Below are 13720 nucleotides of genomic sequence, written 5' to 3'. Positions count from 1 at the left end.
CCCTGACGGGAATCGATGCCGACCGCAGCCGAGATCATCGCGCGCCTCGAACTCCGCCCGCATCCCGAGGGCGGGCATTACCGCGAGACGTTTCGCGACCAGACCACGGACGCCAACGGCCGGTCACGTTCGACCCTGATCTATTTCCTGCTGGCGCGCGGCGAGCGTTCGCACTGGCATCGCATCGATGCTGTCGAAAGCTGGCACTATTACGCCGGCAGCCCGCTGACGCTGCGTATCGCCCATGACGGCTGCTCCCAGCACGAGGTACGGCTCGGTACGGACCTGTTGAACGGCGAGCGGCCACAGGCGATCGTGCCGGCGGATGCGTGGCAGACGGCGGAGACCACCGGCGAGTGGACCCTGGTCGGCTGCACCGTGGCGCCGGCCTTCGAGTTCGCAAAATTCGAGCTCGCGCCGAAGGGATGGGAGCCCTGAATCTTAATCTGGAATCGGGTGGGTTCGGTTCGCGTCACGCCTTAGGACAGCGCTTCCAGCGAACAGGAGCGCACGATGCACGGAACACTCGGCCCCACCGCCGTCCAGATCGACCCGGCCATTTTGTATTTCGGCACGCCCGTCGTCCTCATCGGCTCAACCAATGAAGACGGCACTTCCAATCTCGCGCCGATGTCGTCGGCATGGTGGGTCGGGTGGCGCTGCATGCTGGGACTGGCCCGGAATTCCAAGACCACCGAGAACATGATTCGCACCGGCGAATGCGTGCTCAATCTGCCGTCCGCCGATCTCGTCGCCGTGGTCGATCGCCTCGCACGGACCACAGGATCGGATCCGGTGCCGCCCGGCAAACTCTATCGCGGCTATCGGCACGAGAAGGACAAGTTCGGTCGTGGCGGACTAACCGTGCTGCCGGGCGAAACAGTCGCCGCACCGCGTGCGGCCGAGTGTCCCGTGCAGATGGAAGCCAAGGTCGCCCATGTCCATGAGATGGCACAAGACGACGCGGTTTGGCGCGGCAATCTCGCTGCGATCGAGGTCCGCATCACCCGCGTGCATGCGCATCCCAACATCATGATGGACGGTGCAAGCAACCGCATCGATCCGGACAAATGGCGGCCGCTGATTCTCAGTTTTCAGGAATTCTACGGCCTGACGCCGCAACGCTTGCAGCGCTCCGAACTCGGACAGATTCCGGAGGCGATGTATCGGCCGCCGGGTTGGCAGCCGGCGCTTTAGCGGCGCCCTCACCGTTTCCTCGACACCATGTCCCTGGCCGCGATCAAGCCGCCGCCGGCGATCAGGATCGCGGCGATGGCGATGTTGGCGCTCGCCTTCGCAAAGCCAGCGGCGATGAGGAAGCCAGTCGAGAGTAGCGGCGTCGCGTAGGATGCGGCGCCGAGCACGCGGATGTCGCCGCGCTTCATGCCGATGTCCCAGGCGTAGAACGCAGCACCGACCGGACCGATGCCGAGCGCGATGACGGAGAGCCATTGCAGCGTCGTGTCCGGCCATACCGTGGCTTCAAGCAGGCCATGCATCAGCGCGGCAAGCAACGCCGTGGCGAGGCAGAATCCCGCGACCGCATCGGTCGGCACCGCCTTCAATCGCCGCGACAACACCGAATAGATCGCCCACACGAAGGCTGCGATGAAGGCCGCGGCCAGACCCGGCAATTGTCCCTGCGTGAAGCCCGAGGTGTTCCCGGCGAACAGCAGCACGGTGCCGACGAGACCGAGCACGGCGCCGACGACGTGATGCACGGCCAGCCGCTCGCCCGGCAGAAACGACGAGAACAGCACGATCAGAAGCGGCCACAGATAATTCAGCAAGCCGGCTTCAGCCGGCGGCGCGAAGCGCAGCGCGAGGAAATAAAGCGCGTGATAGCCAAACAGTCCGCCGACACCGACGATCCACACGGCCAGCGGCTGACGCAGGCTTTTGGCCGCCGAGCCGCGGCCGATCCAGGTGAGCAGGCCGACGAGACCGCCGATCGCGAACGTCATCGCGGCCAGCTGGAACGCCGGGATCTTTCCGGTCGCCACCGTCATCACCGACAGTAACGACCACATCAGGATCGCGGTCAATCCGATCAGCGTCGCAGTGCGGGGAGTCATCGGCCACATACTCTCGTCATGGCGGGCTTGTCCCGGCCATCCACGTTCTTTCGTGGCGACGGATGTTGTAAGGCCGTGGATGCCCGGGACAAGCCCGGGCATGCCGAAGTTACCGATATGATCGAACGTGATGCCTGCGCATCACACCATGTATTGGCCGCCGTTGACGGTCAGCGTCGAGCCGGTGATGGCGCCGGCCTCGTCGGCGGCAAGGAACACGACCGCGCGCGCGATTTCCTCGGGCTCACCGAGACGGCCGATCGGGATCAGCGGCAAGATGGCCTTTTCCAGCACGTCCTTCGGCACCGCCTGCACCATCTCGGTGTTGATGTAGCCGGGGCAGATCGCATTCACGGTGATACCGCCCTTGGCGTTCTCGATCGCCAGCGCCTTGGTGAAGCCGATCTCGCCCGCCTTCGCCGCCGAATAGTTCACCTGACCGAACTGACCCTTCTGCCCGTTGATCGAGGAGATGTTGATGATGCGGCCGAACTTGCGTCCACGCATGCCCTCGATGACCTGGCGCGACATGTTGAACAGCGAGCCGAGATTGGTGCCGATCACGGCGTTCCATTGCTCGAGGCTCATCTTGTGGAAGGCGCCGTCCTTGGTAATGCCGGCATTGTTGACGAGCACGTCGATTGGGCCAACCTCGGCCTCGACCTTCTTCACGCCCTCGGCGCAGGCATCGAAACTGCTGACGTCCCATTTGTAGACGGCGATGCCGGTCTCGGCCTTGAACTTCTCCGCCGCCGCGTCGTTGCCGGCATAGCTCGCCGCAACCTTGTAGCCGGCCGCCTTCAGCGCCTTGCCGATGGCAGCTCCGATGCCCCGCGTACCACCCGTCACCAATGCAACACGTGCCATATCGTATTTCCTTCCCTTGGACTCTTCGGACGTTTCTGTGTGATCGTTTTTAACGGTGGATTATGCGGTTGGTTTGACGGACATCAAGAACAAAACGCCCGGCATCGAGCCGGGCGTTTCTCTTTAGTCGAGGCTTGTACGGTTGCGAAGAATATTTGATTTGCAACCGCTGCTTTTTTAATCGCGTGCAACGCACTCAGTCACGTGTGCAACGCACGCGCAAATGACGCGTCAACTATCTCAGTCGCGCGCCACACACATCGCGATACCCATGCCGCCGCCGATGCACAGCGTGGCGAGACCCTTCTTCGAATCCCGCTTCTGCATTTCGTGGAGCAGCGTCACCAGCACGCGGGCGCCGGAGGCACCGACCGGATGGCCGATCGCGATCGCGCCGCCGTTGACATTGACCTTCGAGGTATCCCAGCCGAGATCCTTGTTGACGGCACAAGCCTGCGCCGCGAAGGCTTCGTTAGCTTCGATCAGGTCGAGATCGCCGACGTTCCAGCCGGCCTTCTTCAGCGCGGCGCGCGAGGCCGGGATCGGGCCCGAGCCCATGATCTTCGGATCGACGCCCGCCTGCGCCCAGGACACGATGCGCGCGAGCGGCGTCTTGCCTTCCTTGGCGGCCTGTTTGGCGGTCATCAGCACCACGACGGCGGCGCCGTCATTGATGCCGGAGGCCGAACCCGCGGTGACCGTGCCGTCCTTCTCGAAGGCGGGACGGAGCTTCGCCATCGCGTCGACCGTTGCGCCATGGCGCGGATATTCGTCGGCGCTGACGACGACATCGCCCTTGCGTCCCTTGATGGTGACGGGAACGATTTCGTCGTTGAATCTACCGGCCTTCTGCGCGGCCTCGGCCTTCTGCTGCGAGGCGACCGCGAACTCGTCCTGCTGGGCGCGGGTGATCTGCCACTGCCGCGCGACGTTCTCGGCGGTGTTGCCCATGTGATAGCCGTTGAAGGCGTCCCACAGGCCGTCCTTGATCATGGTGTCGATGAATTCGACCGCGCCCATCTTGACGCCGCCGCGCAGATACTGGGCGTGCGGAGCCATGCTCATGGATTCCTGGCCGCCGGCCACCACGATCTCGGAATCGCCGTTGAGCAGCGCCTGATAGCCGAGCGCAACAGTGCGCAGGCCCGAACCGCAGAGCTGGTTGACGCCCCAGGCCGGGCTCTCGACCGGAATGCCGGCATTGATCGAAGCCTGGCGAGCCGGGTTCTGGCCTTGGGCGGCGGTCAGGATCTGGCCCATGATGACTTCGGAGACCCGGCCGGGCTCGATGCCGCCGCGCTCCAGCGCGGCCTTGATGGCGATGGCCCCGAGATCATGGGCGGGAAGGGTTGCGAACGCTCCGTTGAAGCTTCCGACCGGGGTGCGGGCGGCGCTGACGATGACGACATCGTCTGACATGGGCATCTCCTGGGTTGAATGGGGGCAGAGGGGGCTGGGGAAACGGCTCGCCAGTCTCGGACGGCATCCTGTTAACGTCGTTGAGGCATGTCAATCGGCCGGCGGCCGAATTCATCCCGCAGCGCATTCAAAATAGCGTTCTTGGCGCTTTCGCAAGCACGTTTTTGCTGCCCGATTAACCGTGGCGCACAAAACGGTAGCGTGACCCCTTTGAAAATGCTTATTTTGTTGCGTTGCGTACTCTTCCCGCCCTGCGGCATAGCCCGACAGGTTCCCGTTCTCCGCGCTTGCAAGTGAGAGCCCATGGCGAAATCAGACCAACCCACCACCATCAAGAAATACGCGAACCGCCGGCTCTATAACACCGGAACGAGCACTTACGTGACGCTGGAAGACCTCGCCTCCATGGTCAAGGACGGCGAAGATTTCCTGGTCTACGACGCCAAGACCGGCGACGACATCACCCGCTCCGTGCTTGCCCAGATCATCTTCGAGCAGGAGAACAAGGCCGGCCAGAACCTGCTCCCGACCACCTTCCTGCGCCAGCTGATCCGCTTCTACGGCGACAGCATGCAGATGGTGGTGCCGAAATATCTGGAGCAGGCCATCGCGTCGCTGACGCAGGAGCAGGAGAAGTTCCGCAAACAGATCGCCACCTCCCTGTCCGGAACCCCGTTTGCGCCGCTGGAGGAACAGGTCCGCCGCAACATGGAGCTGTTCCAGCAGACCTTCTCGATGTTCAAGCCTTTCGCGCCCGGCGCAGCCCGCCCCGCGGGCTCCGCGGAGCCGGCCCCCGAGGCGACTGCCGAAGCGCCGAAGGACAGCAACATCGACGATCTGCGCCAGCAGATGAAGGACATGCAGGAACGCCTCGAGCGGATGTCGAAGAAGGACGAGTAGATCGTCCCTCTGCGCCGGCTCCCGGCAAGCCGGAGGACGCGCATGTCCGACCGAAGCACCCATTGGGACAATGTTTACGCCACCAGGGGCGAAGCCGAGGTCAGCTGGTTTCAGAGCAGTCCGGCGACTTCGCTTGCAATGATCCGGGCGGCCAATCCGGACCGCGCGGCCGCCATCCTCGACATCGGCGGCGGCGCATCGCGACTTGTCGATGCTCTCCTGCTGGACGGATATCGCGACGTCGCCGTGCTGGATCTCTCTGCCAATGCGCTTGACGCTGCAAAGAAGCGAATCGGCGCAGCCGCGTCGACGGTCGACTGGATCGTTGCCGACGCCACGACATGGCGCCCGGCAAAGACCTACGATCTATGGCACGATCGGGCGGCGTTTCACTTCCTGACCGACTCCCGCGACAGGACCGCATACATCGAGCGGCTGCGGTCGGCGGTTGCGCCCGGCGGCCACGTCATCATTGCGACGTTTGCACTCGACGGCCCCGAGAAATGCAGCGGCCTGCCGGTGCAGCGTCATGACAGCGCGAGTCTTGCGGCGGAGCTCGGGCCGGGATTCGAGCTCGTCGAAACGCGCAACGAGGCGCACCAGACGCCGTGGAATTCGATGCAGGCGTTTCAGTTCAGCCGGTTCAAGCGACGCAGCTAGGACAGTGCTATTCAAGCCGCCAGCTTCACGGCATGGGCAAAGTCCCAATAGAGCTTGCGCGCGCGAATGTAGAGCGGGCCCGGCTGCAGCTCGCGATCGTCAATGCGGATCACCGGCGCGACTTTTGCGAAATTGCCGGTGGAAAAGATCTCGTCGGCGGCGAGGAAGTCGGCATAGCGCAGCGTCTTCTCGACCACGGTGACGCCGTCGGCGCGAAGCAGGCTGATGACGCGCTGGCGGGTGACGCCGTTGAGAAAAGTGCCGTTCGGCGCCGGTGTGTAGACCACGCCGTCCTTGGCCATGAACACGTTGGAATTGCCGAACTCCGCGACGTTGCCGAGCATGTCGAGCATCAGCGCGTTCTGGAAGCCGCGCGAGGCGGCCTCGGCAAGCGCGCGCGAATTGTTCGGATAGAGACAGGCGGCCTTGGCCTCGACCGGCGCGCACTCGGCGGTGGGCCTGCGGAACGGCGACAGCGTGATCGCATTGCCGACGGGTTTCGGCATTGGCGCCTCGTAGATGCATAGGCACCAATCAGTGGTCTCGGGATCGAACAGCACGCCGCCGCCCGAGCCGTTCTGCGCCCAATACATCGGACGGACGTAGAGCTCGGCATTCGGCGCGAAGCGCGCGATGCCCTCATTTGCGAGTGTCATCCAGGTTCCGGTATCGACCACCGGCTTCAGCCCAAAGTTGATGGCGGACTGATTGGCGCGGGCAACGTGGCGGTCGAGATCGGGCGCGACGCCTTCGAACACCCGCGCGCCGTCGAACACGACCGAGCCGAGCCAGGCCGCATGCGTGCGCGGACCCATGATCGGCACATTGCCGTCATGCCATTTGCCCTCGAAGAAGGTCCAACTTGGCGAATATGCAATGGGCTTTTTGATCTCGGCCATGACCGGCCTCTCCCTTGGCGTGGTGCCGCATTATAGCGCCACTATTGGGCGCAATTTCTAAATGATTCCCTGCGGGAAAATGGTGAGTTACCCTCCCGGACGGGGAAAGGAAGCACCATGCCGCTCGATCCGCTCGCAAAGCGTTTGTTGACCATGATGGCTGCGGCTGCGCCGCAGGCACGGAGCCGGCCCAGCGTGGAGGCACGGCGGCAATCATTGGCAAAGCTGATGCAGTTTGCGCGCGCCGATGCGCCTGACGTGACGACGTCCGACGGCATGCTGCCTGGTCCCGGCGGCGCGCTGCCCTATCGCCTCTATTCACCGGCAGGCGCCGATGATCGCGCGCCCGGCTTCGTGTTCTTTCACGGCGGCGGGCTCGTTGCCGGCAGCATTGCCACGCATGACCGCATCGCGGCGGCGCTGGCACATGCGACCGGCTGCCGCCTCGTCTCGGTCGATTACCGGCTGGCGCCCGAGCACAAATTCCCCGCCGCCGTGGACGATGCGGTTGCTGCCACCGAATGGGTGGCGCGCGAGGCCGCATCGCTCGGCATCGACGCCGGACGTCTGGTGCTCGGCGGCGATTCCGCCGGTGCAACGCTCGCCGCGATCGTGTGTCAGGAGGCGGCGCAGACAGCTGGCCTTTCCATCGTCGCGCAATGCCTGATCTGCCCGGTGCTGGATTTCGAGGAGGCCTCGCCGTCGCGGCAGGCGTTCGCCGAGGGGCACCTGATCGACCGCGTCACGATCGAAGCCGATCTCGCCGATTATCTGCCCGAGGACCTTGATGCTGCCGATCCGCGCATCTCGCCCTTGCGCGCGACACGGCTTGCGGGCCTGCCGACCGCCATCATCCACACCGCCGAGTTCGACCCGATGCGCGACGAGGGCAATGCCTATGCCCGCAAGCTGCTCGCTGCGGGCGTCACGGTCGAGCACGTCTGCCACGAGGGCATGGTCCACAATTTCCACGCCATGGGCGCAATCCTGCCGCAGGCGCAGCTTGTGCTGTCGCAGATCGGTGAGCAGGTCAGGCGGGCGGTGGGGACGTGAAGCACCTCGTGTTGCCGTCTCCCGCAACGGAAGAGGAAAGAGAATGCCTCACGCTCTCGCCTCGATGACGGAACGCGCCGCCGCGACGTAGTTTGGCCAATGCGCATCCGCATAACGCTCGGCCTGTCGCGCGCAGGTGACGTCGGGCGCATGCGCAGCCGCGATCATGCGCGCAAAGCGCTCTTCGGCGACCGTCACGTCGTCGGACGCGGCCGAGGACGCGGCTCCTGCGGCGGTCGGCGCAACGGCGAGTCCCGCCAGTCCGGCGAGCAGGATGCGGCGTGACGTGTCCATGGCTGTCGTTCCCTCTTCATTGCACTTCGATCGTGACCGGCGATGCGTCGCCATGGCGGCGGCAGGGTACCGTGACGCCTCCGTCCAGTCCAGCAGCTGGGCCAGCGTGGTCAGTCTGGCACCGGCACGTCGAACGTGTTGAGCGTCACCGACACCATGCAGTAAATGCCGACGAGATAGGACAGTTCGGCCGCGCCGTGCTCGCCGAATTCCTTGACGGCGGCCCGATAAGTCAGTTCCGGCAGCACGCCGCCGCTGACCAATGCGGACGCCACATCGTAGGCGACCGCCTCCTGCTTGGTGAGATCGACCGGCCGCTGTCCGGCGACGATGGTCGCGAGCTTCTCGTCGGAGAGGCCGCGCTGCTCGGCGACCAGCACATGCGCATAGAGCTCGTAGCCGGAGCGGAAATGCGAGCCGGTGACAAGGATCGCGACCTCACGCACCGGCGCCGGCAGCAGCGGGTTCGCCGCGATCGCCTTGACCAGCTCCCACACTGGCTTGCCGAACCGCGGCTCGCGGATCCATGGATTCCAGGGCCCGAGCAGCGCGCCATCGTCGCGCATGTTCACAAAGCCCTTGAAGTGGTCCTTGATGCCGGCTCGCATGTCGTCGTAGAGCGGCTTCTGTTCGGCACTCAGGTCTTTCGGATCGAGAATGGGAAGGCGCACGGCAGGTCTCCTCGTTGAGAAGCCGCGAAACTCGCCCGCACGCACGCGCAAGGCAAGTGAAGTTGCCGTGACATTCGGTTCGGGGCGAGCGACCCGATGGCGTCGGTTACGATGCCTCCGGCCGCACCAGCGGCTCGCCCAGCGTATGCATCAGCCGGTTGGCCCAGCCGAAGATCGCGGCCGACAGCACCAGGTCGAGCTGCTCAAGCTCGCTGAGCCCGGCCTCGCCAAGTGCGCGCGCATCGTCTGCGCTCGCTTCGATCGGAGTCGTCGAGAGTTTTGTAGCGAAATTGAACAGGGCCTGCTCGCGTGCCTCCAGCGTGGAATCGCGCTCGTCGGTAAAGATCTCCTCGACGACCTCTTTGCGCCCGGAGTAATTGATGAAGCGTGAGGCGTGCACGGCGGCGCAATAGATGCAGCGGTTGACGACCGAGGCACTCAGCGCGCCGAGCTCGCGCTCCGCCGGGGACAGTCCGTCCTTGCCATACATAATGAGGTTGAACAGCGGCGAGCGCACCGCGAGCGACTCCGGGTCATGCGCCAGCGTCAGCACGTAAGGCGAGACGCCCTTGTTGGAGGGGGTGACCTTCATCGCCGCGAGCTGCTCGGGCGTCGCCGAGGCGAGCTCGACCGGCGTGACATAAGGCGACCAGGTCGGGATCGTGCTAGTGAAGTTGTGGACGACCTCGCTCATCAGGCTTCGATCTCTTTCAGGAGCCTGAGGCCGGCAAGGACCCGCAGCTGGTAGTTCACGAAGGCGCCAAGCTCGGACAGCCGCACGATATCGGCCTCGCTGACGCCGGCCGCCTTCAGCGCCGCGATGTCCTGTCGCGTCGACTCGCGCGGCGAAAGCGTCAGCAGATCGGCGTGGCGGGCCATGGCATCGTGCAGGGGATCGCCACACACACCGCCGGGCCGGGCGAGCACGGCGAAGTCAAGATCGCTCGAATGCGCCAGATAGGAGTCGTAGTGCGCGGTCAGCGCCTCGTCGCCGACATGCCGGCACATCCGCGCCGCGAGTGCCGCCCGCAAGCCGTGGCTCAGACCGCCGGGCTCGCGCGGCAGCAGCACCGCGTCATGGGCTGCTTCGCTGAGGCGCAAAATCTCGGTGCGGGCGTTCAGAGCGTGGCCGAGCCGCGACGCCGCGGGCACCCCGACAATGGTTTCGATCAGCGTGGTCAAGCACTGCTCCGCAAGCTCTGTGGATTGGCGACGTCCTCGACGGCGAGCGCCGGCGGCTGCGCCGTATCGAGAAACGCCGACAGGGCAGCCTCGATCGGCATCGGATCAAGGCCGCGAGCTTTTAGCCACGTGGGATCATAATAGGTCTGCCGGTAGCGCTCGCCGGAATCGCAGATCAGCGTGACCAACGATCCGGTTTTGCCGGCGGTGCTCATCTCCGAGGCAATGCGGCAGAGCGCCAGGAAATTGGTGCCGGTCGAGCCGCCAACTGGCCGGCGCAGCCGGCGCGACAGCACGTTCATCGCTGCGATCGTTGCGACATCCGGGATCTTCATCATGCGATCGACGACGCCCGGCACGAAGGAGGGTTCGCAGCGGGGCCGACCGACGCCTTCGATCAGCGAAGGCCGCTCGCAGACATGGGAGCGGTCCTGCGAGCGGAAGCAGTCGAAGAAGGCGGAATGCTCGACATCGGCAACGCACAGCCGCGTCGGGTACTGGCGATAGCGCAGATAGCGTCCGAGCGTGGCCGAGGTGCCACCGGTGCCCGCCCCCATCACGATCCAGTCCGGCAACGGACGCGTCTCGCCCTTCAATTGCGTAAAGATCGATTCGGCGATGTTGTTGTTGCCGCGCCAGTCGGTGGCGCGCTCGGCGAAAGTGAACTGGTCCATATAGTGGCCGTTCAGCCGGGCGGCGAGCGCCGCCGCTTCCGCATAGAGTGCACGGCCGTCATCGATCAGATGGCAGTTGCCGCCGTAATGCTCGATCGCGGCGATCTTCTCTGCCGAGGTCGTGCGCGGCATCACGGCATAGAAGGGCACGCCGATCATCTGTGCGAAATAGGCTTCCGACACCGCGGTCGATCCCGACGAGGCTTCGACGACGGGCGTGCCTTCGCGGATGTGGCCGTTGCAGAGCGCGTAAAGGAAGAGCGAGCGCGCGAGCCGGTGCTTCAGGCTGCCGGTCGGATGCGTGGACTCGTCCTTCAGATAGATGTCGATGCCTGATAGCGCCGGCACGATCAGCCGGATCAGATGCGTGTCGGCCGTGCGGCACTGGTCGGCTTCGATCGCCGCCACGGCCTCATCGACCCAGCCGCGCCGATAAGCCGGTCCGGCCGGATTGTGGTGGCGCAAGGGGTTTGGCTCCATCGACATGACCTCAACTTCTCATAATACCTATTGCACATCAAGAAATATTGTTCATTCTATATTCGCATAATTCGGACAACCAGACCATGAACCAGGACGTTATCGACATTCGCCTTCTCGAGGCCTTCGCCGCCGTGATGTCGGCCGGCAGCATCACCGGTGCGGCGCGGTTGCTCGGCCGTTCGCAGCCGGTCACGACGCGTCAGATCCAGGATCTCGAGGCTGACGTCGGCTATCTCCTGTTCACCCGGAATGGCCCGCGCATCAGCCCGACACCGAAAGGCCTCCTGTTTCATGCTGAGGTCGAGCGGCTTCTGATGGGCCTGAAGCACATCCGCCAGCGTGCCAACGCGATCGGCGCGGGTGCGCTTCCCGTGCTCAGCCTGGCGGCGATCCCGGCGCTGGCGGCCGGCTTCGTCCCGGCTGCGCTCGCAGCGCTCGAACGCGAGTTGCTACCAAGCCAGATCCACGTGCAGGCGCTCTCGGCCGAGAATGTGGTTCAATCGGTGCTGTCGCAGTCGGTCGATTTCGGTCTTGCGAGCCTGCCGATCCAGCATCCCGGACTCGATGTGCAGTGGGTCTGCGAGGTGCCGTGCGTTGCGTGCCTCGCGATGGATCACCCGCTGGCGAAGAAGAAGGTCATTCGCCTGAAGGATCTTAGTGGCGTCCGGCTGCTGACGATGGCCAACCCCTACCGGCTTCGCCGCCGCGTGGAGGAGGCGCTGGAGCGTGAAGGTGTCGTGCCCGCTGAGGTCATCGACACCAACGCTTCACTGACGGCGATTGCCATGGCCAAGCAGACGCTCGGCATCGCCGTGGTCGAGCCGGTGCTGACTTCCAGCCTGCCGGTTGAAGGCGTCGTCACCCGGCCGTTGGATGTGTCCATTTCGTTCCTGTTCGCCGCGATTGCGCCGACCGGGCGCGAGCTGACGCCGACGGTTGCCGCGCTCAACGGCGCTCTGCGCGCCGCGGTCGCGCTGATGCCTGGCGCAAGGCTCCATAGCGGCGCCACCGCGCTAGCCGAGGCCGGCGACGAAACCACTAAATTCGAGAAAGCTTCCTCATGACGATGACACCTGGTGCGGCGGGCCTCGGGGCACTTGAAGCGCGCCTGAAGCAGGATCTGGCCTGGCTCGAACTGCCGGCCAAGTCATGGGTGCCCCGCCGCGTCGTCGATGGCGAGGGCGTCGTCGACGTCGTCATCGTCGGTGCCGGCATGGCCGGCCTCGTCGCCTCCGCCATGCTCAAGCGTCTCGGCGTCGACAACCAGCTCGTGCTCGACCGCGCGTGCGCAGGCGAGGAAGGTCCCTGGGTCACGTTCGCGCGGATGCGGACGCTGCGCTCACCCAAGGAATTGACCGGCCCCGCGATGGGCATGCCGGCGCTGACCTTCCGCGCCTTCTACGAGGCGCAATATGGCGAGCCAGCCTGGCAGGCGCTCGACCGCGCGCCGCGCACGGTATGGATGGATTACTTGATATGGTACCGCAAAGTGCTGGGCCTTCCAGTCCGCAACGGGGTCTCGGTTGAGCGTATCCACGCGCGCCCCGATGAATTGTTCGCGCTCGAAATCAGCGAAGGTGGCACGTCGCGACACATTCTCGCGCGGCATGTCGTGCTGGCGACGGGGCGCGACGGCCTCGGCGGCGCTTACGTGCCGCCGCTCGCCGACGGCATCGACCGGCGCTTCTGGGCCCATTCCTCCGACCCGATCGACTTCGAAAAGATTCGCGGCAGGCGCGTGGCCGTCGTCGGCGCGGGCGCATCCGCGATGGACAACGCGGCGATGGCGCTGGAGGCGGGCGCCGCGCGCCTCGATCTCTTCATCCGGCGCGCAGACATCCCGCGCGTCAACAAATTCACCGGCATCGGCAGCCAGGGGGTCGTGCACGGCTTTGCCGGCCTGACGGACGACTGGAAATGGCGCTTCCTCGATCACACGCTGAAAGCGCAGACGCCGCCGCCGCGGCAGAGCGTGCTGCGCGTCTCCGCCTATCCGCAGGCTCATTTCCATCTCGCAAGCCCGATCGATGATCTCGTCGTCAAAGAGGATCATCTCATGGTGACGACACCGAAGGGCCGCTATGCGACCGACTTCATCATCTTCGGCACCGGCTTCAAGGTCGACCTCGCGTTGCGCGACGAGCTTGCCGCGTTCGCGCCGCATATCCGCTTCTGGAGCGACCGCTTCCCGACGCCTGACGGCATGAACAATGCAGAGCTGGAAAACTCGCCCGACCTCGGCGACAGCTTTCAGTTCCTGGAGAAGCAGTCAGGCGCCTGCCCGATGCTGGCACGGCTGCACTGTTTCAACTATCCGGCGACGCTGAGCCACGGAAAGCTTTCCGGCGATATTCCCGCGATCAGCGAGGGCGCCGACCGGCTCGCGCGCGGCATCGTCCGCCGCCTCTTCGTCGAGGATCGCGAGATTCATTTCGCCAACCTCAAGGCCTTCGCAACGCCGGAACTCGCCGGCGACGAATGGCAGGATGCCGACGCCACCCATCAACCCGCCGAATAGGCACAACCGGACAGGCAAGCGAGAG

16 protein-coding genes are annotated in these 13720 nt (G+C 64.9%); 7 read left to right on the top strand and 9 right to left on the bottom strand.

The features are described 5' to 3' along the window. Positions 1 to 15: 15 nt before the first annotated feature. Together FXB41_RS03190 and FXB41_RS03185 are read left to right on the top strand one after the other, a co-directional pair. Entirely contained in the window at positions 16 to 438 is a 423-nt protein-coding gene (locus FXB41_RS03190; protein WP_007599155.1) for a cupin domain-containing protein, read from the top strand. 75 nt (positions 439 to 513) lie between these two features. Beyond that, positions 514 to 1197, top strand: coding sequence for a flavin reductase family protein (locus FXB41_RS03185; RefSeq protein ID WP_007599153.1), 684 nt, complete (start codon positions 514 to 516; stop codon positions 1195 to 1197). A gap of 8 nt (positions 1198 to 1205) precedes the next feature. Here the strand turns inward: FXB41_RS03185 and yddG are convergent, their stop codons facing one another. The 3 genes from yddG to FXB41_RS03170 all read right to left on the bottom strand — a co-directional run bounded on the left by yddG (position 1206) and on the right by FXB41_RS03170 (position 4361). Further along, positions 1206 to 2075, bottom strand: coding sequence for an aromatic amino acid exporter YddG (yddG, locus tag FXB41_RS03180; protein WP_219679433.1), 870 nt, complete (start codon positions 2073 to 2075; stop codon positions 1206 to 1208). Between the two features lie 141 nt (positions 2076 to 2216). Further along, positions 2217 to 2942 (bottom strand): acetoacetyl-CoA reductase, encoded by a 726-nt coding sequence (phbB, locus tag FXB41_RS03175; RefSeq protein WP_007599151.1) that lies wholly within the window; start codon positions 2940 to 2942, stop codon positions 2217 to 2219. Between the two features lie 240 nt (positions 2943 to 3182). Further along, positions 3183 to 4361 carry an acetyl-CoA C-acetyltransferase gene (locus FXB41_RS03170; protein WP_007599150.1) on the bottom strand — a complete coding sequence of 393 codons (1179 nt, stop codon included), beginning with the start codon at positions 4359 to 4361 and terminating at the stop codon, positions 3183 to 3185. Between the two features lie 303 nt (positions 4362 to 4664). Here FXB41_RS03170 and phaR point away from each other — a divergent pair, with 303 nt between their 5' ends. Then, the gene (phaR, locus tag FXB41_RS03165) at positions 4665 to 5261 is read left to right on the top strand and encodes a polyhydroxyalkanoate synthesis repressor PhaR (RefSeq protein ID WP_007599149.1); all 597 of its coding nucleotides are present in this window, start codon (positions 4665 to 4667) and stop codon (positions 5259 to 5261) included. A gap of 42 nt (positions 5262 to 5303) precedes the next feature. Then, positions 5304 to 5921, top strand: coding sequence for a class I SAM-dependent methyltransferase (locus FXB41_RS03160; protein WP_219679431.1), 618 nt, complete (start codon positions 5304 to 5306; stop codon positions 5919 to 5921). 11 nt (positions 5922 to 5932) lie between these two features. Here the strand turns inward: FXB41_RS03160 and FXB41_RS03155 are convergent, their stop codons facing one another. Then, entirely contained in the window at positions 5933 to 6820 is an 888-nt protein-coding gene (locus FXB41_RS03155; RefSeq protein WP_007599147.1) for a branched-chain amino acid aminotransferase, read from the bottom strand. A gap of 117 nt (positions 6821 to 6937) precedes the next feature. On the opposite strand from FXB41_RS03155, the gene FXB41_RS03150 reads away from it, so the two are divergent. Further along, positions 6938 to 7873, top strand: a complete 936-nt coding sequence (locus FXB41_RS03150; RefSeq protein ID WP_007599146.1) for an alpha/beta hydrolase — start codon at positions 6938 to 6940, stop codon at positions 7871 to 7873. Between the two features lie 48 nt (positions 7874 to 7921). On the opposite strand, the gene FXB41_RS03145 is transcribed toward FXB41_RS03150, so the two are convergent. From FXB41_RS03145 to FXB41_RS03125, 5 genes are all read right to left on the bottom strand, one after another. Beyond that, entirely contained in the window at positions 7922 to 8167 is a 246-nt protein-coding gene (locus FXB41_RS03145) for a hypothetical protein (protein ID WP_007599145.1), read from the bottom strand. Between the two features lie 110 nt (positions 8168 to 8277). Further along, positions 8278 to 8838: a carboxymuconolactone decarboxylase family protein gene (locus FXB41_RS03140; protein WP_007599144.1), complete on the bottom strand. Its 561-nt coding sequence runs from the start codon at positions 8836 to 8838 to the stop codon at positions 8278 to 8280. A 106-nt stretch (positions 8839 to 8944) separates the two neighbouring features. Then, a complete protein-coding gene (locus tag FXB41_RS03135) occupies positions 8945 to 9532 on the bottom strand; it encodes a peroxidase-related enzyme (protein ID WP_219679428.1) in 588 nt (195 codons plus the stop codon). Further along, positions 9532 to 10020 carry a CMD domain-containing protein gene (locus tag FXB41_RS03130; RefSeq protein ID WP_007599142.1) on the bottom strand — a complete coding sequence of 163 codons (489 nt, stop codon included), beginning with the start codon at positions 10018 to 10020 and terminating at the stop codon, positions 9532 to 9534. Before FXB41_RS03130 ends, FXB41_RS03135 begins: the two co-directional genes overlap by 1 nt. Further along, positions 10017 to 11174, bottom strand: coding sequence for a PLP-dependent cysteine synthase family protein (locus FXB41_RS03125; protein ID WP_219679473.1), 1158 nt, complete (start codon positions 11172 to 11174; stop codon positions 10017 to 10019). Before FXB41_RS03125 ends, FXB41_RS03130 begins: the two co-directional genes overlap by 4 nt. A gap of 86 nt (positions 11175 to 11260) precedes the next feature. On the opposite strand from FXB41_RS03125, the gene FXB41_RS03120 reads away from it, so the two are divergent. Then, on the top strand, positions 11261 to 12241 hold the full coding sequence (locus tag FXB41_RS03120; protein WP_007599140.1) for a LysR family transcriptional regulator: 981 nt from the start codon (positions 11261 to 11263) through the stop codon (positions 12239 to 12241). Then, complete coding sequence (locus tag FXB41_RS03115; RefSeq protein WP_219679425.1) at positions 12238 to 13695, top strand: NAD(P)-binding domain-containing protein; 1458 nt, start codon at positions 12238 to 12240, stop codon at positions 13693 to 13695. Before FXB41_RS03120 ends, FXB41_RS03115 begins: the two co-directional genes overlap by 4 nt. Positions 13696 to 13720: the final 25 nt, after the last annotated feature.

Origin of the sequence: Bradyrhizobium canariense (genome assembly GCF_019402665.1) — a bacterium.
GTDB classification, from domain to species: Bacteria; Pseudomonadota; Alphaproteobacteria; order Rhizobiales; family Xanthobacteraceae; genus Bradyrhizobium; species Bradyrhizobium canariense.
Note: the sequence above shows the minus strand (reverse complement) of the source record. Positions and strands in the feature narration are given on the sequence as shown.

What these genes read in the sequence shown, in the direction of transcription:
- FXB41_RS03190 (WP_007599155.1), top strand. Translation starts at nt 16, where the DNA reads ATGCCGACCGCAGCCGAGATCATCGCGCGCCTCGAACTCCGCCCGCAT.
- FXB41_RS03185 (WP_007599153.1), top strand. Translation starts at nt 514, where the DNA reads ATGCACGGAACACTCGGCCCCACCGCCGTCCAGATCGACCCGGCCATT.
- yddG (WP_219679433.1), bottom strand. Translation starts at nt 2,075, where the DNA reads ATGACTCCCCGCACTGCGACGCTGATCGGATTGACCGCGATCCTGATG.
- phbB (WP_007599151.1), bottom strand. Translation starts at nt 2,942, where the DNA reads ATGGCACGTGTTGCATTGGTGACGGGTGGTACGCGGGGCATCGGAGCT.
- FXB41_RS03170 (WP_007599150.1), bottom strand. Translation starts at nt 4,361, where the DNA reads ATGTCAGACGATGTCGTCATCGTCAGCGCCGCCCGCACCCCGGTCGGA.
- phaR (WP_007599149.1), top strand. Translation starts at nt 4,665, where the DNA reads ATGGCGAAATCAGACCAACCCACCACCATCAAGAAATACGCGAACCGC.
- FXB41_RS03160 (WP_219679431.1), top strand. Translation starts at nt 5,304, where the DNA reads ATGTCCGACCGAAGCACCCATTGGGACAATGTTTACGCCACCAGGGGC.
- FXB41_RS03155 (WP_007599147.1), bottom strand. Translation starts at nt 6,820, where the DNA reads ATGGCCGAGATCAAAAAGCCCATTGCATATTCGCCAAGTTGGACCTTC.
- FXB41_RS03150 (WP_007599146.1), top strand. Translation starts at nt 6,938, where the DNA reads ATGCCGCTCGATCCGCTCGCAAAGCGTTTGTTGACCATGATGGCTGCG.
- FXB41_RS03145 (WP_007599145.1), bottom strand. Translation starts at nt 8,167, where the DNA reads ATGGACACGTCACGCCGCATCCTGCTCGCCGGACTGGCGGGACTCGCC.
- FXB41_RS03135 (WP_219679428.1), bottom strand. Translation starts at nt 9,532, where the DNA reads ATGAGCGAGGTCGTCCACAACTTCACTAGCACGATCCCGACCTGGTCG.
- FXB41_RS03125 (WP_219679473.1), bottom strand. Translation starts at nt 11,174, where the DNA reads ATGGAGCCAAACCCCTTGCGCCACCACAATCCGGCCGGACCGGCTTAT.
- FXB41_RS03120 (WP_007599140.1), top strand. Translation starts at nt 11,261, where the DNA reads ATGAACCAGGACGTTATCGACATTCGCCTTCTCGAGGCCTTCGCCGCC.
- FXB41_RS03115 (WP_219679425.1), top strand. Translation starts at nt 12,238, where the DNA reads ATGACGATGACACCTGGTGCGGCGGGCCTCGGGGCACTTGAAGCGCGC.